Genomic DNA, 24,014 nt, shown 5'->3' with positions numbered 1-24,014 from the left:
GCATGGTGCACTACGTGCACCCTACATGCACCGCTTGCGCATCCCCCAGCCCCCAGCCCCGTTCGCGCAGCGAACACACCCCTCCGCCGCAGGCGGAACACCCCCGGAGCGAAGCGACGATGCCCATCACCAACACAGACGCCGTCCTCTGGTACAACGTCGGCCTGTTCGGCGAGGCGGGTTACGCCGTGCCGAACTGGTCGAACGATGTGGGGAGCCTCAACCCGCAGATCCTCGACTGGGTCGAGCTGGTCGGGCGCAACCTGTTCCACGTGATGCACCACGAGGACGCCGACCTGCGGATCCCCCCGTCCATCAACACCTGCAAGCGCGTCCACAAGCTGTACCTGCGGGCCGCCAGCATCTTGGTCGGCCGCGCCGTGCCGCCGGGGGTCGACAACATGGAGGTGCTGCACGCCCGCCCCGCGGGCGAGGTGTTCCGCGTCTACCCGGTCCCCTACTTCAAGGTCCGCAACCCCTTCTTGCGGCGCTGGGCCGGCCTGGTGTTGGTCTCGCTGAGCGAGGCGATGCAGCACACCGAGAACCGCAAGGAGATGGAGATCAGCACCGCCTTTGCGGGCGGGGTGGGGCAGTACCTCAAGCGCGTCTACCTCAACATGGCCGTCGAGCTGTTCGGCAAGACCCGCGACGAGGCCTCGGCCGATGGGTTCCTGCTCTCCGACGCCGACCTGGCCGCCTACAACCCGGCGGCGTTCTTCACCGCCACCGAGATGGTCGACACCGTGCCGAGGCTCGACCGCGTGTTCACTGAAGACCGCCTGGAGCAGTTGGCCGAAGGGATCCCCGTCACCCAGATGCCGGCCGACATCCGCCCCTGGCCCACGAACCTAAGCAACTTCTACGCCGCGAGCCGCAGCGACGGCGTGATCCAAGGCGCCGGCGCCAGCGGCGCCGCCGCGGGCGGCGCGCCCATCATCCCACCCCCACCGGGGGCGTAGTTGTAGGGTGCACGAAGTGCACCAAGCCCCGCGATCGGAAGTGCCATTCCGCTGCATGGTGCACTGCGTGCACCCTACAAAGCAGGCCGGGGCGGGAGCGGGTGCACGGTCGCAGTAGGAAACCATCGCTACAGCACGAGCGTCGTGCCCGAGTTGTCACCGAGACAAGATTCCTCCCCGCCACGAACCCCCTCCCCCTGCCGGGGAGGGGAGGACCATTGCTCACCGCTTGCGCGTCCCCCAGCCCCCGCGGCAAAGCCGCGCCACCCCCAGCCCCCAGCCCCAGCCCCGTCTCGAAGCGACATGCACATCCGCGATCGAGTGACCGAGCTGCGCCGCGTCCGCGCGGGCGACCTGCGTCCCCACCCCCACAACTGGCGCACGCATGGGCCGGCGCAGGCCGAGGCGCTGCGCGCGGTGCTGGCGGAGGTGGGGTACGCGGGCGCGCTGCTGGCGCGCGAGGTAGAAGGTGGCGGGCTGGAACTAATCGACGGGCACCTGCGTGCCGAGACCACCCCCGACGCGATCGTGCCGGTGCTGGTGGTCGACCTCAACGACGACGAGGCCGAGAAGGTGCTGCTGACGCACGACCCGCTGGGAGCGATGGCGGGCGCCGATCGGGTGACGCTTGGTGAGTTGGTTGCTCGCTGCGAGACCCAGAGCGACGCGCTGCGCGCGTTGTTAGAAGGCTTAACGACCCAGGCGGTCCCCGACTTTGTCCCTCCCCAAGAAGTCGCCATCCCCGAGTCGTACCAGGTCGTCATCGAGTGCGCCGACGAACCGCAGCAGCAACAAGTCTACGAGCGGATGCGCAGCGAGGGTTTCAAGTGCCGCGTCGCATCACTGTGACGCGCCGACCATAGGTCGGCAAATACTGTTCGCACTCATCATTCATCATTCATCATTCATCATTCATCATTCATCATTCATCATTCATCATTCATCATTCATCATTCATCATTCATCATTCATCATTCATCACTCATCACTCCAGAATGCCCCTCCACTCCATCACACTCTCCTGCCCCGTTCACGACTCGTTCCGCGTCCAGCAGGTCGCCGGGATGTTCGACGTGCCGATCGCAGAGAAGCAGAGCGAGCGGTTCGACGTCGAGCTCCCCGACCGCGACGGCCCGTGGCGGGTCGGGCTGATCGTTGGCCCGTCGGGGAGCGGCAAGTCGTCGGTCGCTCGGCAGGCGCTGGGGGACGTGCTCTACCGGCCGGCGCCCTGGCCGGCCGGCCGCGCGGTGATCGACGGCTTCGGCGACACGCCGATCCGCGACATCACCGCGATGCTCACGGCCGTAGGTTTTGGTTCGCCCCCGTCGTGGGTCAAACCGTTCAGCGTGCTGTCGCAGGGAGAACAGATGCGCTGCGAGCTGGCCCGTGCGCTGCTGGAGAAGGGGCGAGAGGTGAGAGACGAGGGACGAGCTGCGCGTCCCCCTGTCCTCGCTCCTCACCCCTCGTCCCTCGCCGCTCTGGTGGTCTTCGACGAGTTCACCAGCACCGTCGACCGCACCGTCGCCCAGGTCTGCTCGGCCGCCGTCGCCAAGGCGATCCGCTCGGGGCGGGTCGCCAAACGCCTGGTCGCGGTCACGTGCCACTACGACGTAGCGGCTTGGCTGGAGCCCGACTGGACCCTGGACATGGGCCAGACCCCGTCCACCAGTGGCGAGCGCCGGCTCGACTGGGGGCGTCTTCGGCGACCCAGCATCGAGCTCACCATCCGCCGCTGCGGCCGAGGCGTTTGGCCCCGTTTTGCGCGTCATCACTATCTAAGCGGCAAGCTCAACCCCGTGGCCACGTGCTTCGTCGCGACCTGGGACGGCCGGCCCGTGGCGTTCTGCGCCACGCTGCCGGTGATTGGCTTCAAACGCCGCCGGCGGTTCACGCGGATCGTCACACTCCCCGACTACCAGGGCCTCGGGATCGGCACGCGGATGATCGCCGCGGTCGCCCGGCATCACGCGGGCGCCGGCGACCGCGTGAGCGTCACCACCAGCCACCCAGGGCTAATCGCCCACTGCAAGCGCTCGCCCGACTGGATCGCTACGGCGGTCAAGAAACCCGCCAGCCAGCGGCGGAGCAGGACATTTAGCAACTACAAGAACGCCGGCGTGCGCGCGGTGGTGAGCTTCGAGCACCGTCCTCCCCTCCCCTTCCAGGGGGAGGGGCCGGGGGAGGGGGCTGTGGCGGTGTAAGCGATAGCCCTTTGATTCCCCGCCAACAACAAGAGCGGGGGTGTTGCGGGCGCTTACTCCGGGGCAGCCCCCTCCCCTAACCCCTCCCCCTGAAGGGGGAGGGGGACCGGGCGCCGCTGGCGCGGCGGTCCGCCAAACTAAACTCCCAGCCTCATCCTCCGTCGCGCAGCGGCATGCTCACGGACGAACAAAAACAACAGCTCCTGGCTATCGCTTCGCTTGGCTGCGACCGGCTGACTTCGTCCCGGTACGTGGGTGCGTCGGTCGAGGCGTTGCGCGGCGCGATCGACGCCGACCCGCGGTTCGCGGTCGACCTGGTGCGGGCCGAGGCCCAGGCAGAGCTGGCGCACATGAAGAACGTGCACCACGCGTCGCAAGACGAGAAGAACTGGCGTGTGAGCGTGTGGTGGCTCGAACGCTGCCGGCCGGAGCGCTACGCGCCGCAACGCGCCGGCGCCGTGACGGAGCAAGACGTCGACCAACTGATGGGACTGATCCGCGAAGCGATCGAAGAAGAAGTAGCCGATCCCGCCGAGCGGGACCGCGTGTACGACCGGCTCGAGCTGGCCGCCCGCAAGATCGATCGAGCGATCGAGGCCGCCGGCGGCGCCCAGTCGCCCCCTCCCCCCCTGCCCCACGGCGCCCCGTGACGCGTTCTCCCAACCCCATCCGCCTGTCGCGGCTGCTGACCCGCCTCGCGCGGCCGGCGCCGCGCGCCCCGGCCGCGCCGCCGGACGACCCCGCCGAGCCGCTGCTCGATTGGGGCCGGAGGCTGCTCCCCGCGCACTTCGCCAAGCCCCCCTCGGCGATGCACCGCTGGCTGGCCGGAGAGCTCGACCGCTTCACCGGCTTGCGTGGGCAGAAGGTAAACCTGGTCGGCCCGCGCGGCGGCGCCAAGAGCACCATCGGTTCGCTGGCGCTGGTGCTACGCGCGGCGCTCAGCGGCCGCGAGGGGTATATCTGGATCGTCTCGGACACCGCCCGCCAAGCCCGCACCCACCTGGAGAACGTCAAGAGCGAGTTGACGGAGAACCCGCTGCTGCACGCGGCCTACCCCCAGGCCACGGGCCGCGGCCCCGTGTGGCGGGCCGGCAAGATCACGCTCCGCAGCGGCGCCGTGATCGAGGCCTACGGCGCCGGCCAGCGGTTGCGCGGCAAACGCCGCCGCCAACTGCGGCCGACGCTGATCGTGTGCGACGACCTGCAGAACGATTCGCACATCGTCTCGGCGCGGCAGCGTGCGGCGTCGCGCGACTGGTTCCATGGCGCCCTGCTCAAGGCGGGCAGCAGCGGCACGAACCTCGTCAACCTAGCCACGGCTCTGCACCGCGAGGCGATCGCGATGGAGCTGCTAGAAACCCCCGGCTGGCGGAGCCGGCTGTTCCGCGCCATCGAGCGCTGGCCCGACCGCACCGACCTGTGGGGCGAGTGGGAGAAGCTCTACCGCCGGCCCGCCGCAGCGGCCGACGCCGAGGCGTTCTACCAGCAGAACCGCGACGCCATGCACGCCGGCGCCCGCGTGCTTTGGCCCGAGGAAGAAGACCTGCCCGCGCTGATGAAGCAGCGGGCCGAGAGCGGCCGCACGGCGTTCGAGCGCGAGAAGCAGAGCTCGCCCGTAGACCCCACGCGGTGCGAGTGGCCCGAGGCGTACTTCGCCGGCGGGCTGTGGTTCGACGACTGGCCGCACGACCTGCGGCTGTGCACGCTGGCGCTCGACCCCAGCAAGGGCGCCGGCGCGCAGCAGGGAGACTACTCCGCGTACGTGCTGCTGGGGATCGACGCCCAGGGGGTGCTGCACGTGGACGCCGACCTCGCCCGCCGCCCCACGCCGCAGATGGTGGCCGACGGCGTGGCGCTGGTCGAGCGGTTCGCCCCCGACGTGTTCGGCGTTGAGGCCAACCAGTACCAGTCGCTGCTGTGTGGCGAGTTCGCCCAGGCCTTGAGCGCCGCGGGCCTGCTAACCGCCGCGCCGCTGCCGATCGAGAACCACACCAACAAGCTGGTCCGCATCCGCCGGCTCGGCCCCTACCTGGCCCAGGGTCGGCTGCGGTTCAAGCGCCACTCGCCCGGCGCGCGGCTGCTGGTGGATCAGCTCAGAGACTTCCCGTTGGGCGCCCACGACGACGGCCCCGACGCGCTAGAGATGGCCGTTCGTCTAGCCGAAGACCTGTGGCGCGGCCGCCACACCGACGACGGTTTAGGAGACAGGCTGCGCGTGTAGGGTGCACGCAGTGCACCAAGCCCCAGAGAAGGGATGTCAATCAATCCACTAGGTTGCGCGAGTCCCCCTCTCCGGCAGGGGGAGGGGGCGGAGCGCGATAGACCACCATCACCTAGTACACCCATTCCGCCGCAAACCCTCTCCCCCGGCCCCTCCCCCTGCCGGGGAGGGGGGAAAGCTTTCACCTCACCCCCAGCCTCAACCATGCACGAATCCCTCGACGACCTCTTCCCCAACTTCATCGACCCACGCGACGCCTACCTGGACGACGACGGCGCCTACTGGCCCCCGCTGGCGGCCGGCGGGCGCAGCGCCGCGCTGGCGGCGCCCGACCTGGCCGGGCTGCGCGACGAATGCCGGCGGCTGGCGGCGACCAACGAGTTCGCCATCAACGGCCACGAGAACCGCATCAGCTACGTCGTGGGCGCCGGCCACAGCTACCACGTGACGCCGCGGGCCGGCCAGTCGCCCCCCGCGGGGCTGACCGCCGCGGTCGAGCGCCTGATCGAACGCTTCTGCGAGCAGAACCGCTGGCACGCACGCCAGCAAGAAGTAGTCCGCCGGCTCGACCGCGACGGCGAGGCGCTGCTGCGGACCTTCGTCGACCGCCAGGGGGACACGCTGGTGCGGTTCGTCGAGCCCGAAGACGTCGCGGCGCCGAGCGAGCGGCTGCTCGACCCCGACGCCAGCATTGGCGTGCAGACGTCGCCGGGCGACGTGGAGGGGGTGGTGGGCTACTGGATCGGGGGCCGGCTGGTCCCGGCCGGCGAGGTGCAGCACCGCAAGGCGAACGTCGACGCGAACGTCAAACGGGGCGTGCCGCTGTTCGCGCCGGTGCGCAAGAACCTGCGTCGCGCGGAGAAGCTGCTGCGCAACATGAGCGCCCTGGCCGAGGTGCAGTCGGCCATCGCCCTGATCCGCCGCCACCCGCACGCCACGCGGGCCGGGGTCGAGCGGTTCGTCGCGGACAACACCGCCGGCGCCGGCCCGGACGCCATGGGCCGCACGCGGCGCCTGGCGATGTACGGCCCCGGCACGATCCTCGACGCCCCCGCCGGACTGGAGTACGACTTCCCCGCCGCGGCCGTGGACGCCGCCAGCTACGTGGCCATCCTGCAGGCGGAGCTGCGGGCCATCGCCGCGCGGCTGTTGATGCCGGAGTTCATGCTCAGCAGCGACGCCTCGAACGCCAACTACGCCTCGACGATGGTGGCCGAAGGCCCGGCCGTGCGGATGTTCCAACGGCTGCAAGCCGCGATGATCGAGGAGGACCGCGCGTTGTTGTGGCGCGTGGTAGAGAACGCGGTGCAGGCGGGGCGCCTGCCGGCCGCAGCCCGGCGGCTGGTGGATATCCAGATCGTGGCGCCGACGCTCGAGCTGCGCGACCCGCTCAAAGCCGCCCATGCAGACCGCATCGCCTACGACCACGGCGTGCTGTCGCTGCAGACCTGGAGCCAGCGGTTGGGGCTCGACTACGAGCAGGAGCAGAAGAACAGACGGGAAGCGATGAACGATGAGTGATGAATGATGAATGAAGAGTGATGAGTGATGAACGGAGGTCATCAGTTTCCCCTCCCCTCGTGAGGGGAGGGGTTAGGGGAGGGGTCGATCGTGGGCACACGCGCCACGTTGCCGAGGACGGATGAACGACAGTTGTTGGTCAACGAGTCCACCAAGGCGAGCTTTTGCCCGCTGCTTACCCCCTCCCCCAACCCCTCCCCCTTCCGGGGAGGGGAGTCGGCGTGACCGAGCGATGTAACCACCCACTCATCACTCATCACTCATCACTCATCACTCATCACTCATCACTTTCTTCCCCCTGGCTATTTTCCGTTGTAGTAAACATTGGTTCCTTTGCTAAACTCGGCCGCATGATCGCCACCAACACCCTCCCCGCCAAGATCAGCAAGACCGAGCAGGCCCAGGCGGCGTTCGCTCGGCTGCTGGCGGACGCCTCGCGCCGCGGGTTCTACGGGACGACAAGCATCACGCTGAACGTGCAAGACGGCGCCATCCAGCAGGTGCGCGTGAGTGTCGAGAAGACGATCCGGTAGCCGTGTAGGGCGCACGCAGTGCACCAGGCTACCGACACGACGGGTCTACTCCGACCCATGGTGCACTGCGTGCACCCTACTAGCCAAAGCATCGAACCGAGCCCCACGCGGGGCGTCCCCCTTCGAGCCCACACAAGAGACCAACCCGGTCTCTCGGTGGGCTTTTTTCGTTCACCAACACCTCACGCCTAAAACCTAAGACCTTCCCAATGCCCCAACTGATTCAAGAGTTTGTTGATAGCCGCGGCGTGGCGCTGCGCGTGGAGCCCGAGGCCGGGCTGCTGCGTGGCGTTAAGCTGTTGGGCCTGGCGTCCCGCAACGGACGCACTTACCGCGAAACGGCGCTCCGCAAGGCGATCGGCCTGTACGAGGGCGCCAAGGTGAACGTCGACCACCCCGCCGGCGGGCCCTTGCAGCCGCGGGCCTACCGCGACCGGCTGGGGGTCGTGAAGAACGTCGAGCTGCGGCCCGGCGAGGGGCTGTTCGGCACGCTGGTGTACAACCCCAAGCACCCGCTGGCCGAGCAGCTCGCGTGGGACGCGGCGCACGCGCCGCAGAACGTCGGCCTCAGCCACAACGTGCTGGCCCGCACCTCGACCGAGGGCGACCGGGTGGTGGTCGAGGCGATCGAGCGCGTGCAGAGCGTCGACCTGGTGGCCGACCCCGCCACCACCCGCGGGCTGTTCGAGAGCGAGGGCGCCCCGGGCATGGACTGGGACGCGCTGACCACCGAGCACCTGGCGCTGCACCGCCCCGACCTGCTGCAAGAGATGCGGGCCGCGTGGTGGAGCGACGGCGAAGCGACCGCGGCGCCGACCTCGCGCGAGCAGCGCCCGCTGGGCGAGGCGTACGAGCCCGCGCCGGCGAGCGCGCAGGAGTTTGTAGCGGCGATCATCCGCCGTTAGTTGTCCCCCTCCCCTCGTGAGGGGAGGGGCTAGGGGAGGGGTCGCTGGTGGGACCACGGTCGTTCCTCGCAACGACGCCCGATGCACGCTGGTTACTCCCGCGTCGCCACCCAGACAAGCTTCTTCCCCGCTTCCAACCCCCTCCCCCAACCCCTCCCCCTGCCGGGGAGGGGGGATTCGTTCACCCCTCACCACTCACCACTCACCACTCACAAAAAAATGCCCAACACAATGCGATGGCGTTACGGCGACACGAACCCCGTGATGCTGGCGGTTGACGCCGGCACCGTGATCGAGATCGGCGACCTGGTCTACCAAGAGACAGACGACGCCCGGCCCGCCGGCGCGCTGGCCGACCTGGGGAGCGAGGCGCTCAACCAAGAGGGGCTGCACGACAAGTTTGTCGGCGTGGCGATGCAGGCCTCCCCCGCCGGCGAGGCGGGCCAAGTGCGCGTCGCTACCAGCGGCGTGTTCGAGTTCGACTGTGCTTCGGGCACGTTCGAGGTGGGCGCCCTGATCGGCGCCCGCGAGAACACGGCCGGCAACGCGCTGCTCAATCAGACCGTCAAGTCGGCAGCGGCGCTCTCATCGGCGCTGGGCCGCTGCGCCCGGCGTGTGAACCCGTCCGGCACGCGGGTGCTGGTGCAGATCGAGAGCACCGTGATGTCGGGCGGCCCGCAGGCGGCGGCGTAGCCAGTCGTAGGGTGCACACAGTGCACCAGAGGGCGCGATCGATGCTTTCTCCCCATGGCATGGTGCACTACGTGCACCCTACTTTCCTAACAACTAGCACCTACCACCTAAGACCTTTCTCATGCCTACGCTCAACTACCGCGAACTCCGCCGCCGCTACGACCTCGACGGGCCGCAGCGCACCGTGGGGCATCTTTCCGAATCGCTGGAGATCGGCGCGTTGCGGCCGGAAGACTTTAGCCTCCGCGACCTGGCCGAGGCGCTCGTGCCCGACGGCCGCGAGTGGGTCCGCATGCTCGACCCGCGTCAGGCCGGGGGCGTGGCGCTGCTGGAAGACGGCGTCGACGTGACCGCGTTCCAGAACGTCGCCGGGCAGGTGGTGCGTGCGAAGATCTTGGAGGCCTACACGCAGGAGGCGTTTGTCGTCTCGAAGCTGGTGGAGACGATCCCGACCCGTCTGGACGGCGAGCGGATCCCAGGCGCGACGCGTGTGGCCGACACGATCGACGAGGTGGCGCCCGGCATGCCCTACCCCAGCCTGGGGTTCGGCGAGGCGTACATCGACACCCCCAGCACCACCAAGCGCGGGTTCATCGTGCCGGTCACGCGTGAGGCGGTCTTCTTCGACCGCACCAACCTAGTGCTGGCCCGCGCGGCGGAGGTGGGGGAGGTGCTCGGGCTGAACAAGGAGAAGCGGCTGGTCGACCTGGTGATCGGCGTGACCAACAACTACGTCGCCGACGGCGTAGCATACGACACCTACCAGTCGAGCGGCCCCTGGGTGAACGAGCTGTCGGGCAACGCCCTGGTCGATTGGACCCAGGTAGACGCGGCCGAGCAGTTGCTGGCGGACATCCTCGACCCGGCCACCGGCGAGCCGGTGCTGCTGCGGGGGACCACCGTGCTGGTGATGCCCGCGTACCGGCTGGCGGCGCACCGCGTGTTCAGCGCGGCCGAGATCACCTACCAGGGCTCGGGGGCGGCCACCATCACCGCGGCGCCCAACCCGCTGGGGCGCTACCGGGTAGAGGAGAGCCGGCTGGCCTACCGGCGGATCGTCGCTACCGGCGAGCCGGCCGCGGACGCCAAGAAGTGGTGGTTCTTGGGCGACTTCCGCCGGGCGCTGGCCTACATGGAGAACTGGCCCGTCACCGTCACGCAGTCGCCCGTCGGGAGCGAGGCCGACTTCACACACGACATCGTGCTGCGGTTCAAAGCGAGCGAACGGGGCGCCGCGGCGGTGATGAACCCGCGGTACATCGTGCGGTGTACCGGCTGACGCCGGTCGGGGCGAGGGGTTAGGGGCGAGGGGCGAGAACGCGCAAGCGATGTTCCGGCTGCCTGCCCCTATCCTCGTCTCTCGCCCCTCGTCTCTCGTCCCTCGTCTCTCACCCCTCGCCCCTCACCCCTCCAATGCCCGACGACACCCAGATCTCTGCCATCCGTTCTCAAGCCATCGCGCAGCTCGAGCAGCTCACCGCCGAGCCCAAGCCTACCTACTGGCTCGATGGGCAGCGGGTGCACTGGGAGGAGTATGTGGGGATGCTGCAGCGCACCGTCGATTGGTGCGACCGCAAGCTGGCGGAGCTAGACGTGTTCGAGGTCCGTTCGCAGGGGGGCGCGTGATGCCGATCGATTGGGACGCGGCGGGGGATTTTTCGGGGGTGGCCGACGGACTCGAGAGCGCGACGCTAGAGCACCATGTGGATAGCTCGACGACGGGCCTGCCTTCGGCGTGGCGAAGGACGCAGGTGGAAGAAGACGAGCGAGAGGCCGAGTGGCAGTTCGAGCTGCCATCGGGTGCGGCGGCGCCGGTGGTGGACGATGTGGTGATCGACTCGGCCGCGGTGCGCTGGACGCTGGTGCGGGTAGAGCGGTTGCGTGCCGAATCGCGCTGGCGGTGCTTAGGGCGGGTCGTTCCGTGAATCAATGACCAAGGACCAAGCCTTAATGACCAATACGCGCAGGCGTTCGCTTGCGCGTATTGGTCATTGAGGCTTGGTACTTGTGGCTTTCACCATCGGACTCACTCTTTCAAACCCACACGCTCGTACATGATCGCGATCATTTCCGTCAGCAACGGGCCGTCGCGGGTTTCGAGCACCACGCGGGCCTTGCGCAGGGACTCTCGGCGGGCGTTGATGTGCTGGGCGGCGAGCCTGGCGCCCTCGGGGGTCAACGCCCCCCCCACGCCGAACCGGCTCCGCAGCTCGGCGAAGTCGCTGCGCGTCCAGCCGGCGAACAGGTCGGGCTCGGCCGCCACCAGCTCCGGCACGGCCGGGTTGGTGTCTGCGTCGAGGGCGGCCGCGTCCAACGCCTCGGGGCCGGTTGCGCCGGCGGGGGCGGCGATGAGCTCTTCTACGCTCACCCCCAGCCCGTCGGCCACCTTGCGCAGCGTGCCGGGGTGGGGCTTGCTGCGGCCGCTGAGCAGCGTCTGCACCGTACGCCGCGTGACGCCCGCCAGGCGCATGACGTCGTCGTAGGTAAGCCCCTCGCGGGCCATCACCCGCCGGAGGTTCACGCCGATGGGGGTGTTCTCAACCACAGAAGGGGACCGCCAAGGACGCCAAGCGCGCCAAGAGAACCTAGAAACGGGACTAACAGGCAGGGGCAGTCACCGACAATCGTTGGAGTGTAATTCGCGCCGTAGCATCTCCAAACGGATTCCTGCCTGCTGCTCCTGACTTTCTTTCTTCCGTCCTAGGCGCTCTTGGCGTCCTTGGCGGTTCCCGTCCGGCGCCAGTATTCCGGTTTGCTATTCTTCCAGCTTGGTCGGGTCGGGCCGCAGGGGGCGGTCGTCTGGGAAGAAGAGCTCGCGGATGGCGTGCAGCAGGCCCATTGATTCGGGGCTCGAGCGGCCCAGCTTGTTGGCAAGCGGGGTCAGCAGCCAACGCCCTTCGGGCCAGCGGACGTCCATCGCCTTGGCGCAGTCCTCGAGCAACTGGTAGACCCGCGCGCGGGTGACCCCCAGCGAGTCTGCCTGGTCTTTGACCGTGGGGGCGCCCGCGGTGAGCGAGAGCCGGTCGGCCGCCAGCTTGCCGATCTGCGGGCCCAGGTCGATCTCGATCTGCTTGATCAGCGGCATGGCCAGCGCCCGGTGCAGTTCTTCGGCCGAGGGGAGCTCCGGCTGCCAGACGACCTGGTTGAGCCAGTGGCAGACCCGAGGCACGAACCGTGGCGTCACCACCAGGTCGAGGTTCTCGTGCTGCACGGCGGTCGAGAGCGCCTCGTGCACGGTGCAAAACACCTCCAGCACCGCCTGCACGCGCTTCTCGCCGTGCGTCCGCAGCCGGCGGATCTGGGCCAGGGTGCGGTCGGAGTAGGTAGAGAGCGGCGTGTGCCAGATCACCGTCGGCAGCGCTTGCAGCGACGGGGCGACGCGGCCCAGCGGCTCGTCGCGTAGGCAGGTGCGGCGCACCGTGTCGCACCACGTGCTCCAGACCGCCTCGGAGACGGTTGCGGCGTCGAAACCCGCCCCCACGACGGGCTCGTCCTCCAGCGCCTTGATCGGCGTCTTCAGGCCGAACGGGGCGTAGCCGGAGCCCCCCTTGGCGGCCCGACGCAGCAGGTCGAACAGGCCGAGGATCTTCTTCTGGCCGACCCCGGGGGTCGCCATCAGCTCTTCTAGCGGGTGGGAGAGCAGCTCGCGGAGCGTGCGGTCGAGAAAAGCGATGGGCAGCCGGCGGTCGCTGGGGAGCACCCAAAACGACAACGCCCGGTCGAGCCGGCCGTCGTCGTGCTGGTCGACCAGCGTGCGGCGCAGCCGGTCGTAGGCGCCGACCAAGCGGTACCGGTCGTTAGAAATGGCGTTCCTGGCCATATTCACGCATCCCTTTGAGGGAAGGCCCCGGCGCGTCGTGCGCTCTCAGACCATCGGCAAGCGGCCCGCAATTCCTAAGATGCCAGATCAACGTTGTAAGCGAGAACGCCTGAAAATACTTGACTTGGTATTCTTTGGCGGGCGTGAGCAAATGTCAACCTCGTTTATTGCGGCAAGCAGCAACCCGGGCGATCCACCGATGAACGCAGCCAGCCAGCAGCCAGGGGACGCCCAACAGCGCCCCGCGACCGGCGTCTGCGTCGTCGGGGCCGGCTCTTCTGGCCTGGCCGTCGTCCGCTGGCTGGCCGAACTCGGCATCCCCTGCCGGTGTTTCGAGCGACAGCCCGCCCTGGGGGGCAACTGGCGGTACGGCTCGCCGGCCAGCAGCGTCTGCCGCTCGACCCACCTGATCTCCTCGAAGCGGCTCACCCAGTACCGCGACTTCCCGATGCCCGCCGAGTGGCCCCAGTACCCCAGCCACGCCCTGGCGCTGGAGTACCTGGAGCGCTACGCCCATGCGTTTGGGCTGCACCAGCACATCGCGTACGGCACGGGGATCGAACGCGTCTGCCGGTTGCCCGACGGTGGTTGGGGCGTGACCCCCGCCGGCGGCCAGCAGCAACGCTTCGCCGCGCTGGTGATCGCCAACGGCCACAACCACGCGCCGCGGCTGCCGGCCTGGGCCGGCCGGTTCACCGGAGAAGGGGTCCACTCGGGCGCCTACCGCACGCCAGACATGCTGGCCGGCAAACGCGTGCTGGTGGTGGGCGGGGGCAACTCGGGCTGCGACATCGCTGTCGAGAGCGCCCAGCACGCCTCACGCACCGTGCTGAGCCTCCGCCGCGGCTACCACCTGCTCCCCAAGTTCTGGCGCGGCGTGCCGATCGACGTGGTGGGCGAAGCGATGCTCCGCTGGCGGATGCCGCTGGCCGTGCGCCGCCAGCTCGCCCGGCTGGTCGCCTACCTGATGATGGGCGACCCCCGCACGCTGGGCATCCCCAAGCCCGACCACAAGCTGTTCGAGTCGCACCCGGTGATCAACTCGCAGCTCATGTACGCGCTGGCGCACGGCGACATCGCCGTAGCGCCCGACGTGCAACAAGTCGACGGCCAACGCATCACCTTCGCCGACGGCCGCAGCGAGACGTTCGACCTGGTGGTCTACGCCACCGGCTTCGAGATCACCGCGCCGTTTGTGGACGCCCAAGAACTGAACTGGCGAGGGGGCCGCCCCGACCTCTACCTGAACGTCTTCCATCCGCTGCACGACGACCTGTTTGTCGCCGGCCTGATCCAGCCCGACAGCGGCCAGTGGGGCCTGGTCGACCGCCAGGCCGAGCTGATCGCCCGCTACCTGCACGGGCTGCACGCCGAGCGTCCCGCGGCGACGCGATTCCGCGATCGTAAGCACGCCAGGCGCGACGACCTCAAGTCGCCGGTGAAGTACCTCGACTCACCCAGGCACCTGCTGGAGGTCGAGCATCACAGCTACGCGCGCCGGTTGGAGCGGGAGATCCAAAAGCTGCGCTAAGCGCGTGCGAGCCGGGGCGTCCCCGCCCCCGGCGCGTCTGAGTCGTTGGTCCACTCCGCTGCGCCGGGGGCGCCCCGGCTCACACGGAATGGCGCCATTCTCAGAACTCCACCACCATGCCGTCGTAGCCGACCGACAGCGAGGGGAACCGCTCGCGGGCCACCCTCAGGTCGAGCGGGTCGTCGGGGTTGGCCTTGGGGTCGACGTGCACCAGCACCATCCGCCGCACGCCCGCTTCGGCCGCCACCGTGGCGACGTCTTCGACGCAGCTATGGCCGGTGAGCTCGGCCATCGCGCGGCCATCTTCGTTGAAGTAGGCCTCGTGCACCAGCAGGTCGACGCCGCGGATGAACTCAACGTAGTCGGCGCCGGCGTGGGCGGTGGTGTCTGTGATGTACGCCATCGAGTGCCCCGGCCACTCGAGCCGCATCCCCATCGAGCCCCCGGGGTGCCTCAGCGGGATGTGCGTCAGCGTCCCCCCGGCCGGCAGCTTGAGCGGGCCGTCGAGTTCCAGCAGCCGGAACGCCGGCACGATCGGGAAGATGGGCTCTGCGAACACGTGCTCGCGGACCGCGGCGATCACTTCTGGGTGGGCGTGGATCGACACGCGGTCGTCCGCGTCGGGCCCGCAGGCGCCCAGCAAGAACGTGAGCCCGGCGACGTGATCGAGGTGGGCGTGGCTGACGATCACCGTTAGTTCTTCGGTCTTCACCAGGTCCGCGATGCGGAACGCCCCGGTGCCGGCGTCGAGCACCAGCCCCATCTCGGGTATCATCAGACACGCCGTGTGCCGCCGCAGGCTCGGCTGGTAGCCGCCCGATCCGAGGAAGTAGAGTTGCATAATGGGGGCGGGATCCGCGGAGAGTGTGGCGGCAATAGAAACTCTAGCACGCGACCGCGGCGGGGTCCAACTAAGGGGCGACGGGCGAGACCGCGCAAGCGTGGCGCCGTCTCCCGCCGTTTTCCCCATGGCCGTTTGCGTTCGCTCACCCCTAACCCCTCGCCCCTACTTATGTTCCGATGGATCCCCTTGATCGCTCTCTTGCCGCTGGTTGGTTGCGAGACGCCCCCCACCCAACCGCAGAAAGTGGTGGTGTACGCCGCGCTCGACCAAGAGTTCTCTGAGCCCATCTTCGCGGCGTTCACGCGTCAGACCGGGATCGAGGTGGACGCCCGCTTCGACACCGAGAGCACCAAGACCACCGGGCTGGTGCAGGCGATCATCGCCGAGCGCGACCGGCCCCGCTGCGACCTGTTCTGGAACAACGAGGCGCTGCACACGCTGCGGCTTGAGAAGCTGGGCATGCTGCGCCCCTACGCCCCGGCCCACGGCGCCGACTTCCCGGCGCAGTACCGCGCGGCCGACGGCGCCTGGCACGGCCTGGCGGCCCGCGCGCGGGTGCTGCTGGTGAACACCAACATCGTGCCCGAGGCGCGTCGGCCCACCAGCGTCAACGACCTCATCGACCCGCAGTGGTACGACAAGGCGGGCGTCGCCAAGCCGCTGTTCGGCACCACCGCTACCCACGCCGCGGTGCTGTGGGACAAGCTGGGCGAAGAGCGGGCCAAGGAGTTCTTCGACCGCGTCCAGCAGAACTGCCGCGTGATGGCGGGCAACAAGCAGGTGGCCCAGGCCGTGGCGAGCGGCGCGTTGGCCTTTGGGCTCACCGACACGGACGACGCCATCATCGAGGTCGAAGCAGGGGCGCCGGTGGCGATCGTCTACCCCGACCAAGCCGACGACGAGCTCGGCACGCTGTTCATCCCCAACACGCTGGCGCTCATCAAGGACAGCGAGCACCCGCGCGAGGCCGAGGCGCTGGTCGACTTCTTGCTCTCCCCCGAGGTAGAAGACCGCCTCGCGATGGGCCGCGGCGCCCAGATCCCGCTGAACAAGAACAGCAAGGAGAAGCCGCGCGTGAAGACCCCCGCGGACGTGAAGGCGATGGAAGTCGACTTCACCCAAGCCGCCAAGAGCTGGGACGCCGCCGCGGCGTACCTGGCCGTGACGTTCGCCGGCAAGAAGTAAGCGCGCCGCGGCACCCCAAGCCCAAGTGCAGCCGACCTACGCTCGGCGCGTGCCGAGCGCCGCGGCTTTCGTCGGCGGCCGCCGCCCGCGGCGGCGGACTTCGAGGCCGGCAAGCCAGACTGCGGGGACCACAAAGGAGAGGGATGCGAGCGCGACAAACGTCGGCCTAAACTCGGCGCCGTACATGATCCGAAACGCTTGATTCCATACTAGGAAGATGACCGTCAGTAACACGCAGCGCCCCGGTGCGCTGCGTACCCACGTGAAGACGGCAAGCGTGATGATGGGTGGCCCAACTCGGCCGATATAGCTTGCGATCGGTATGCGAAGAACTTCCGCGGCATTGGGCGCCGCAAGGAAGACGCTGCAAATCGCGACGCCGAGCATCGCCTCTAGCCCGTCAGATATCGAGAATCGTAGCGGCGCTTTCGGAAAACCATTGTCATGCACCATACGCGTGGCGCGGACGCACAGCGCCAGCACGGCGATCAGCACGACGAAAACAAGGTAGTGCGGACTCAGGACGTAGCTAGAGCCCCAATCGAATCCAGCGGATCGGAATCGTTCAATCATCAGGGCGCCAGCAGGAATTGTCGCACCCATCGCTAACGCTAGGCGTAGTGACCAACCCCGTCGCCACTGACCTACCCATAGACCAGCAAGCACGATGAACGTCGACAGAGCCGTGTCTACCAGTCGCAAGGTGTACGAATTCGGCATCCCTATCGCTTCGATCCGACGCAGTGCAAGCACAGCCGCCAGCGCCACCGTCGCCGCCAACAAAAACGGCAGCAGCGGCCGGTTACGGACGTAGATCCGCAGCTTGAGGAGCTGGCGCTGGAGCATCGTGGCGTACTCAGGAGGAACAAGACGCGGCCGGTCCATCCTACGCCACGCCACTCACGCCCGCACGTCGATCGCCTTGACCTCATCGGGCGCCCTCGGCGCCGCGGGAGGCGCCGGCTTCTCCGCGCGCACCGGGCGCTTCCCGCGGCGGTGGCGGCGGACCTCGACGCCGGCGAGCCAGACGGCGGGGACGAGTAACATTGCGACAAGCGTGGAGAAGTCGACGTATTCTGCCGGAGTCGTCCACCATCCAATCGCGATCGCGACGGCTATCGCCGCAAGCCTCGCGACGGGCTCGCGAATCCAAAGAAACACCGCGAGGGCAATCGCGGGCGGCAGCGCGCCAATCGGCCAGGCGTACCACGGCCCTTGGACGGCGAGCGAGAATTGTGTCTTCGCTAGAAAGCCGCTGACCAGCGCCACGGACAGCATCAGCTCGAGGCCATCAAGAATCGAGAATCGCCACGCCCCCATCGCGGCGTTCCCGTCCAGCGCCCGCCTTAAGCAACGCAGCGCCAACGCGGCTACAGCGACCAGCGCGATATGGATACAGATGACCGGCAGCAGGTCGCTCGCGAAGACCACCGCGTCGTCGGCCGCACAAAACGCGTACAGGTACGCAACGCCAAGGGTGACGATGAGCCGGAGGGAGAACCCGCGCCGCAACTGTCCCAACCAGACGCCACACAGGCCCGGGAGGGAGGAAGCGATCGCGATCAGCACGATGGGCAGCCACTGGTCTCGCGTAACTCCTTCCCGCGACGCAAGAATCCCAAGCGTCCCCAGCGCCACCGTCGCCGCCAACAAAAACGGCAGCATCGGCCGGTTGCGGACGTAGATCAGCAGCTTCAGGAGCAGGCGCTCGAGCATTCTTGGTGAGTGGTCCGTGGGACGAATGCGGGGATGCTGTATCTTACCTTGCCGCCGCGACCCTGGTTATCTCGGGGCGACGCGCCGACCGTAGGCCGGCGGCTGCGTAACGCCCTGCGCGTCTCTACCATCCATCCTCTAACCTCTACCATCTAACCTCTATCATCTATCACCGCTGCGAACCACAATACAGCACCCCCCGCACCCTCACCCGGCCCGGCCGTTGTCTGCTTCCCCGCTCATCGAAAAGTGCTGCCTGATCGGTCCCCGCGTCAGCGGCGACCCGACGCACTTCATGATCGAGCGGGCGTTCGAGTCGGCCGAGCTCGACTGGCGGTTCCTCTCCTTTGAGTGCGGCCCCAACCGGCTGGACGAGGCGCTGCGCGGGGCGGCCGCCCTGGGCTTCCGCGGCGTGAAGCTGGCCGAGGCGTTCCGCGGCGCGGCCGCGGCGATGATCGAGGCGATCCCGGGGGCCCTGCTGTCGGACGCGGCCCGCTTCAGCGGGTCGGTCGGCTGCCTGGCCGAACGTGACGGCGTGTTGGTGGGGGAGGACTTCGAGGGGCAGGCGGTGCTGCGGGCGGCGCTGGCCCACGGGCCGATCGACGGCCGGCGGGCGGTGCTGCTGGGCGCCGGGCGGGCCGCGCGGAGCATCGGCCTGGCGCTCGCCCAGCAAGGCGCGTTGCTGCTGGTGGCCGAGCCAGACATCGAACCGGCCGAGCGGCTGGCCGAGGACCTCCGCGGCGCGGTGCCGAACGCGCAGATCGAGGCGGGGGGCTACGACGAGGGGGACGAGCTGGCCCTCGACCCGACGACCGCGGTGGTGGTCCGCCCCGCGGAGATTTCGGAGAAGACCGTATCGCCGGCGTGGATCGACTTCGCCACGCTGCGGCCCGGCATGGTGGTGATCGACGCCACGCTCGAATCGGTCCGCACCGGCCTGCTGCGCGAGTCGGCCGCACGCGGCGCCGTGGGGGTGGAAGGCGTGACGCTGCTGGCCCTGGAAACCGCGATGACCCTCGAAGCCTGGACCGGCGTGAAGGTAGACCCCGCGGTGCTTGCGGACGCGGCGGAAGAGTTTCTGGGGCTGTAGTCCGCCTGCGGCGGAGGGGCTGGGGGCTGGGGGTGGCGCTGCTAACGCAGCGGGGGCTGGGGACGCGCTCCGCGGATGGTGGGGTTGTTGTCGGGTGCACGCAGTGCACCATGCGGCGCGCACGGCTGGTGCACTACGTGCACCCTACATAACGATACAGCATGCATCGCGGTTACTTCATCACTGGGACCGACACCGACGTTGGGAAGACCTACGTCGCGGCGCAGCTTGCTGCGTACTTTCTTTCGCTTGGCAAGCGCGTGGGCGTATACAAGCCGGTCGCCAGCGGGTGCGTGCACGATGGTGTGGGGTTGGTCTCCGACGACGCGCAGGCGCTGTGGGCTGCGGCCGGCGCCCCGCTGTCGCTCGAGGCGGTCTGCCCGCAGCGGTTCGAGGCGCCGCTGGCGCCCTACTTGGCGGCGCGCGAGCAGGGCAAGAGCGTCGACGCGGCGCTGCTGCGGAGCGGGCTCGACGCGTGGCGCGCGGCGAGCGACGTGCTAATTGTCGAGGGCGCCGGCGGGCTGCTCTCGCCCCTCTCCGATCAGGACCTGAACGCCGACCTGGCCCGCGACCTGGGCCTGCCGCTGATCGTGGTGGCGGCCAACCGGTTGGGGGTGATCAACCACACGCTGCTGACGCTGCTGGCGGCGCGGGCGTACGGGCTCGAGGTGAAGGGGGTGGTGCTGTGCGACGTGAACGCCAGCGGCGACTTGAGCGCCGCGTCCAATCCGCGCGAGCTGGAAAACATCTGCGACGCGCCGCTGCTGGCGCACGTGCGGCACGGGGCAAAGGTGGATTGGCGCTTGTAGGATGGGTCACACCGCCTCGGCCTCAACTAGCTCCCCCATGCGGCTCTCGGCCAGGGAGGTGTCGACCGCTAGGCGGAGCGTGACGGCCCAGCGGCCTTCGTCGTCGCCTTGCAGGCGCCAGTGGGGCATCACGACGACTTGCTGGTGGACCAGCTCGAAGCCCGCTTCGCTCTGGCTGACCGCGCCGATCGGGTAGGTCCAGAACGACGTGGGCCGGTCGGCCGACAGCCCGACGTCGATCCCCAGCCACTGGTCGGTCAGGTGCAGCCGGTGGGCGTCGTGCAGGTCGAGCCAATCGCCCAACTGGCCCATCGACTGGCCGTCGCCCGAGTGGAAGTAGCGGTCGTCGGCGCCGGTGGGGAGCCCGGCCAGGTTCCACTCGACGGCGAAGTGCATCGGCCGGCCGGTGGGGAGGCCCTCCAGCAGGTAGCCCACCTCCAGCACGCTGCCGCCGGCTTCGAGGGTGATCCCCTTGGTGATGCGGATCGGGGTGCCGTCGGCGTGGCCGTCGCGGGTCATCTGCACCTGCATCCGTTCCGGGCTGCGGCGGAGGCGCGTCTCGTACACGCCGCCGACGAAGTCTCCCTGCTCACGGGCGGTGGTGGCGACCACGCCGGCCAGGTCCTGGCCCAGGTCGTAGAAGTGGTCGACCAGCGCCTTGCGCGGGTAGGCGTCGTACTGCAGCATCTGGTCGAGGTTCGGCTGCTTGAACACCACGCGGTCGTGGATGCTGGCGACCTTGCCCCCGGAGTCGCTCGGCCCGGCCAGCACCTTGCGGTGGTAGGCCTCCTCGCGGCGGTCGAGCGTAGCCAGCAGGTTGTGGCAGATGGTGCGCGAGTCGAGCTCGTAGATCACGCCGCCGGCGGCCGGCGCCACCAGCGCGCTCAAGCGGTTCGACGCCAGGCGGACTTCCTTCTTGCCGTCGAGGTTGTAGTCGGCCGCGTCCAGCTCGACCCACTCGGCGTGTCCCGAGTCGAGGCCGCGCCCTTCGTGGCGGTCGAGCAGGTTGTCGGCCGCGATCAGGTGGTTGTAGACCGCGTTGCGCAGGTGGGGCAGGTAGACGCCGCCGAAGGCGCCGTGCCAGTAGCTGCAGTTGCACTGCCCGCGGTAGAGCTCCGTCAGGGCCGCGTCGATCAGGTCTCCCTCGGCGCCGTCGTTCTGCATCGACTCGATGCGTCGGCTGACGTGCAGCATGCGGGCGTACATCTCGTCCGTTTCTGGGTAGCGGACCTTGAAGTTCCGCCAGTAGCCGCCGCGGGCGAAGCGGGCGATCTCGTCCCACTTGTGCGCGTCTTCTAGGTCGTGCTTGGCGTCGTGGAACACGTTCTGCTGCACCGCGGGCAGGGCCCACTCGGTCATCTCGCGGTAGCTCCCCTCGGGGATGTAGATCTTGCCGATGGGCGGCGCCGCCTCGAGCGCCTGGCTGGGGGTGCAGACCTGCAGCCAATCGGCGTTGTCACGCAGCGTGTCGAGGAACCGCGTCAGCCAGCCGTTGTCGTAGACGTGCTGCTTGGTGTCGGGCCACGAGCCGAGCTTCTCGCCGTCGTCGCCGAACACCACCACGGCGCCGGGCGAACGCTCGGCCACCATCCGCAGGTAGTCGATCGTCTCGTGCGGCTCTTGGAACGGGATGGTGTAGCGCAGGCGTTCGCTGCCTGGGAAGACGCTCATCAGGGCGCCGTCGTGCTCGGTGACGAAGTAGCCGTCCAGCTCGCCGTCCACCCAGCCGGCGTTCTTGAAGTGGAAGTCGTCCAGCACGGTGTACTCCATGCCGGCCCGCACCAGGTCGCCGCACAGCGACTGTTCCCACACGCGTTCGGGGGTCCACATGCCGCGTACGGTCGCCCCCAGGCGGTCTTCCAGGTAGCGGGTGTAGCGGGTGATCTGCCCCACGCGGTCGCGGCTGGGGATCATGGTCATGATGGGCTCGTAGAACGGGCCCCCCACAACCTCGATGCGGCCTGCGGCGACTAGGTCGCGGACGCGGTCTAGGTACTCTGGGTGCCGGGCCTCAAGCCACTCGATCAGCGAGCCGGAGGTGTGCAGGCCGATGGGCAGGCCCTCGTACCGCTCGAACACGTCCAGGAACGGCAGGTAGCTGTCTCGGTACGACTGCTCGCAAACGCCATCGAAGTTGCCGATCGGCTGGTGATTGTGCAGGACCAGGACAAGCCGGAGGGAAGGTGTCATATGCAGAGCGGGGGGCTTAAACGTGGCAAGGTGAGCGGGATCGGCCTGATTGGCATCCTAACGCTAGCCGGCGCCGGTCGTCTATGCGATGCAGGCGCCAATAGCGCCAGGATCGTCGCAAGCAGCACGGCGCCATCGGCGCCACCACACAGGTCTTCGCGGGCGGGCTAACCTACTCGATCGGCAACCCTTGCCTGATCGCTTAGCGCCACTGCGAGATGTCAGATGATAACGGCTACACCAATGGGGCTGGGGGTGGCGCGGCTACGCCGCGGGGGCTGGGGGCTCGCGGCTGCGCCGCTGGGCCTTCGGCCCGGGGCTGGGGAATCGCAAGCGGTACGCAAGAACTCCGTAGCTGGGCGACGGCGCCTCATCGTTTGCGCGTCCCCAGCCCCCGCTGCGCAGCAGCGCCACCCCCAGCCCCCGCGGCGAAGCCGCGGCACCCCCGCCGCGCAGCCGCTACGGCATGATGCGGCGCATGAATTGGTCGAACAGCGGCACCGTGAAGCCGGTGTCGCCGTGGCTGGGGCTCCAGACCATTCCTTTGGCGATCAGGCTGCTGCGGGTGGGGCCGAGGGAGGTGACCTTCTTGCCGAGGATTTCTGCGATGTCGCCCGAGCGGTGGGGGCCGGGGCCGATCTGGGCCATCGCGCGCAGGTAGCGCTTTTCCGAGGGGGAAAGCCGGTCGAGGCGGACGCGGAAGAAGCTGGCGTCGAGGGCCGCGACCGCGAGCCTTGTGGCTTCGTCTACCTCTGCCCGCGTGATAGGAGAGCGCTCGGCCACCTCCCAGACGTGCTTGCCCCACTCTTGCAGGAAGTAGGGGTAGCCCTGGGTCTGCTCGTAAATCGCTTCGAGCGCCGAGGGGTCGAACTCTACCCCGGCGTCGCCGGCCGGTATCGCGATCGCTTGGTCGGCGGCCTCGCGCGAGAGGGGGCCGAGCACCGGGAAGTCGAACAGCCGCTCGGCGTACGACTTGGCCCGCCCCATCTTGCCCCGGAGTTGCGGCAGACCCGCGCCCACCAGGATAATCGGCAGCCGCCGCTGGGCGCAGCGGTGCAGCGCGACGATCAGCGCCGCCAGCTCGTCCTCGGGGACGTACTGCAGCTCGTCAACGAATAGCGCCAGCGCGGTCCCGGCGCCCTGGGCCGCTTGGCCGACTACCTCGAGCAGGTCTTGCAGGTCGTGCTCCAGGTCGCCGTTGTCGGCCAGGCCCGCCTCGGGCTCGGCGTCGAGCGCCACCTCGATGTCTTGGTACTTAAACTTGAGCGCCTTGACCCAGCCCGCTAGCCCGCTGAGCGCGCGGCCGGCTAGGTCTTTGGCCCGCGCGACCCGCGAGAGCCGCAGGATCGCTACCCGCAGCTCGGGCGCGAGCGTGGCCGGCAGCGAGCGGTTCTCTGGGGTCTCGATCCGCAGCGTGTGGATGCCCGCGGCCTCGGCGTCGTCGCGCATGCGGTCCAGCAGCACCGTCTTGCCGACGCCGCGCAGGCCGACCATTAGCACGCTCTTGGTGTGGTTCCCCAGGCGTGCGCGGGAAACGGCGATGTGGACCTGCTGACGCAGGTCGTCGCGACCAGCAAGCTCCGGCGGCGGGCTGCCGGCGCCGGGAGCAAAGGGGTTCTGGATGGGGTCCATGGTGCGTTTATAGCGAGGTTATGGCGGTTTATCAACAACTGATAAACTTGGGTAAACTCGTTCAAAATGAGCCATGCGGCCAAGAAGTGCCCGCTAGCCCAATGGCCGACGCCGGGACGTTTTTTTGGCGCCCCGTCGGGGCGCCGGAATAGACGATGTTCTCC

The 24,014-nt window shown here is 68.7% G+C and carries 23 protein-coding genes; 16 read left to right on the top strand and 7 right to left on the bottom strand.

What is annotated here, in order from left to right:
• Positions 1 to 119 precede the first annotated feature (119 nt).
• The 12 genes from Pla175_RS01525 to Pla175_RS01470 all read left to right on the top strand — a co-directional run bounded on the left by Pla175_RS01525 (position 120) and on the right by Pla175_RS01470 (position 10,958).
• The gene (locus Pla175_RS01525; protein ID WP_145280650.1) at positions 120 to 959 is read left to right on the top strand and encodes a hypothetical protein; all 840 of its coding nucleotides are present in this window, start codon (positions 120 to 122) and stop codon (positions 957 to 959) included.
• A 303-nt stretch (positions 960 to 1,262) separates the two neighbouring features.
• A complete protein-coding gene (locus tag Pla175_RS01520; RefSeq protein ID WP_145291946.1) occupies positions 1,263 to 1,808 on the top strand; it encodes a ParB N-terminal domain-containing protein in 546 nt (181 codons plus the stop codon).
• A 146-nt stretch (positions 1,809 to 1,954) separates the two neighbouring features.
• Positions 1,955 to 3,160, top strand: coding sequence for a GNAT family N-acetyltransferase (locus Pla175_RS01515; RefSeq protein WP_145280648.1), 1,206 nt, complete (start codon positions 1,955 to 1,957; stop codon positions 3,158 to 3,160).
• Between the two features lie 173 nt (positions 3,161 to 3,333).
• Positions 3,334 to 3,810, top strand: coding sequence for a hypothetical protein (locus Pla175_RS01510; protein ID WP_145280646.1), 477 nt, complete (start codon positions 3,334 to 3,336; stop codon positions 3,808 to 3,810).
• A complete protein-coding gene (locus Pla175_RS01505; RefSeq protein WP_145280644.1) occupies positions 3,807 to 5,381 on the top strand; it encodes a hypothetical protein in 1,575 nt (524 codons plus the stop codon). Before Pla175_RS01510 ends, Pla175_RS01505 begins: the two co-directional genes overlap by 4 nt.
• Positions 5,382 to 5,585: 204 nt before the next feature.
• Positions 5,586 to 6,902 (top strand): phage portal protein, encoded by a 1,317-nt coding sequence (locus Pla175_RS01500; RefSeq protein WP_145280642.1) that lies wholly within the window; start codon positions 5,586 to 5,588, stop codon positions 6,900 to 6,902.
• Positions 6,903 to 7,252: 350 nt separating this feature from the next.
• A complete protein-coding gene (locus Pla175_RS01495; protein WP_145280640.1) occupies positions 7,253 to 7,435 on the top strand; it encodes a hypothetical protein in 183 nt (60 codons plus the stop codon).
• A gap of 209 nt (positions 7,436 to 7,644) precedes the next feature.
• Entirely contained in the window at positions 7,645 to 8,340 is a 696-nt protein-coding gene (locus tag Pla175_RS01490) for a hypothetical protein (RefSeq protein WP_145280637.1), read from the top strand.
• A gap of 219 nt (positions 8,341 to 8,559) precedes the next feature.
• Positions 8,560 to 9,033 (top strand): hypothetical protein, encoded by a 474-nt coding sequence (locus Pla175_RS01485; RefSeq protein ID WP_145280635.1) that lies wholly within the window; start codon positions 8,560 to 8,562, stop codon positions 9,031 to 9,033.
• Between the two features lie 121 nt (positions 9,034 to 9,154).
• Positions 9,155 to 10,312: a phage major capsid protein gene (locus Pla175_RS01480; RefSeq protein ID WP_145280633.1), complete on the top strand. Its 1,158-nt coding sequence runs from the start codon at positions 9,155 to 9,157 to the stop codon at positions 10,310 to 10,312.
• Between the two features lie 134 nt (positions 10,313 to 10,446).
• Positions 10,447 to 10,659, top strand: a complete 213-nt coding sequence (locus Pla175_RS01475) for a hypothetical protein (RefSeq protein WP_145280631.1) — start codon at positions 10,447 to 10,449, stop codon at positions 10,657 to 10,659.
• Positions 10,659 to 10,958, top strand: coding sequence for a hypothetical protein (locus Pla175_RS01470; RefSeq protein WP_145280629.1), 300 nt, complete (start codon positions 10,659 to 10,661; stop codon positions 10,956 to 10,958). Before Pla175_RS01475 ends, Pla175_RS01470 begins: the two co-directional genes overlap by 1 nt.
• 101 nt (positions 10,959 to 11,059) lie before the next feature.
• Here Pla175_RS01470 and Pla175_RS01465 read toward each other — a convergent pair whose 3' ends face one another.
• Complete coding sequence (locus Pla175_RS01465; protein ID WP_145280627.1) at positions 11,060 to 11,578, bottom strand: helix-turn-helix transcriptional regulator; 519 nt, start codon at positions 11,576 to 11,578, stop codon at positions 11,060 to 11,062.
• Positions 11,579 to 11,788: 210 nt separating this feature from the next.
• Complete coding sequence (locus Pla175_RS01460; RefSeq protein ID WP_145280625.1) at positions 11,789 to 12,853, bottom strand: hypothetical protein; 1,065 nt, start codon at positions 12,851 to 12,853, stop codon at positions 11,789 to 11,791.
• A 199-nt stretch (positions 12,854 to 13,052) separates the two neighbouring features.
• On the opposite strand from Pla175_RS01460, the gene Pla175_RS01455 reads away from it, so the two are divergent.
• On the top strand, positions 13,053 to 14,384 hold the full coding sequence (locus Pla175_RS01455) for an NAD(P)-binding domain-containing protein (RefSeq protein WP_197527196.1): 1,332 nt from the start codon (positions 13,053 to 13,055) through the stop codon (positions 14,382 to 14,384).
• A 100-nt stretch (positions 14,385 to 14,484) separates the two neighbouring features.
• Here Pla175_RS01455 and Pla175_RS01450 read toward each other — a convergent pair whose 3' ends face one another.
• Complete coding sequence (locus Pla175_RS01450) at positions 14,485 to 15,225, bottom strand: MBL fold metallo-hydrolase (RefSeq protein WP_197527195.1); 741 nt, start codon at positions 15,223 to 15,225, stop codon at positions 14,485 to 14,487.
• A 171-nt stretch (positions 15,226 to 15,396) separates the two neighbouring features.
• On the opposite strand from Pla175_RS01450, the gene Pla175_RS01445 reads away from it, so the two are divergent.
• Positions 15,397 to 16,413 (top strand): extracellular solute-binding protein, encoded by a 1,017-nt coding sequence (locus Pla175_RS01445; protein ID WP_145280619.1) that lies wholly within the window; start codon positions 15,397 to 15,399, stop codon positions 16,411 to 16,413.
• Positions 16,414 to 16,449: 36 nt separating this feature from the next.
• Here the strand turns inward: Pla175_RS01445 and Pla175_RS01440 are convergent, their stop codons facing one another.
• Positions 16,450 to 17,259 (bottom strand): hypothetical protein, encoded by an 810-nt coding sequence (locus Pla175_RS01440; RefSeq protein WP_145280617.1) that lies wholly within the window; start codon positions 17,257 to 17,259, stop codon positions 16,450 to 16,452.
• Between the two features lie 54 nt (positions 17,260 to 17,313).
• A complete protein-coding gene (locus tag Pla175_RS01435) occupies positions 17,314 to 18,129 on the bottom strand; it encodes a hypothetical protein (protein ID WP_145280615.1) in 816 nt (271 codons plus the stop codon).
• Positions 18,130 to 18,352: 223 nt separating this feature from the next.
• Here Pla175_RS01435 and Pla175_RS01430 point away from each other — a divergent pair, with 223 nt between their 5' ends.
• Positions 18,353 to 19,219 (top strand): shikimate dehydrogenase family protein, encoded by an 867-nt coding sequence (locus tag Pla175_RS01430; RefSeq protein WP_145280613.1) that lies wholly within the window; start codon positions 18,353 to 18,355, stop codon positions 19,217 to 19,219.
• A 161-nt stretch (positions 19,220 to 19,380) separates the two neighbouring features.
• Positions 19,381 to 20,028, top strand: coding sequence for a dethiobiotin synthase (bioD, locus tag Pla175_RS01425; RefSeq protein WP_145280611.1), 648 nt, complete (start codon positions 19,381 to 19,383; stop codon positions 20,026 to 20,028).
• 6 nt (positions 20,029 to 20,034) lie between these two features.
• Here the strand turns inward: bioD and Pla175_RS01420 are convergent, their stop codons facing one another.
• Positions 20,035 to 22,218, bottom strand: a complete 2,184-nt coding sequence (locus Pla175_RS01420) for an alpha-amylase/4-alpha-glucanotransferase domain-containing protein (RefSeq protein WP_145280609.1) — start codon at positions 22,216 to 22,218, stop codon at positions 20,035 to 20,037.
• Positions 22,219 to 22,677: 459 nt separating this feature from the next.
• Complete coding sequence (locus Pla175_RS01415) at positions 22,678 to 23,850, bottom strand: ATP-binding protein (protein WP_145280606.1); 1,173 nt, start codon at positions 23,848 to 23,850, stop codon at positions 22,678 to 22,680.
• Positions 23,851 to 24,014: the final 164 nt, after the last annotated feature.

It is taken from the genome of Pirellulimonas nuda (genome assembly GCF_007750855.1).
Taxonomy (GTDB): domain Bacteria; phylum Planctomycetota; class Planctomycetia; order Pirellulales; family Lacipirellulaceae; genus Pirellulimonas; species Pirellulimonas nuda.
Note: the sequence above shows the minus strand (reverse complement) of the source record. Positions and strands in the feature narration are given on the sequence as shown.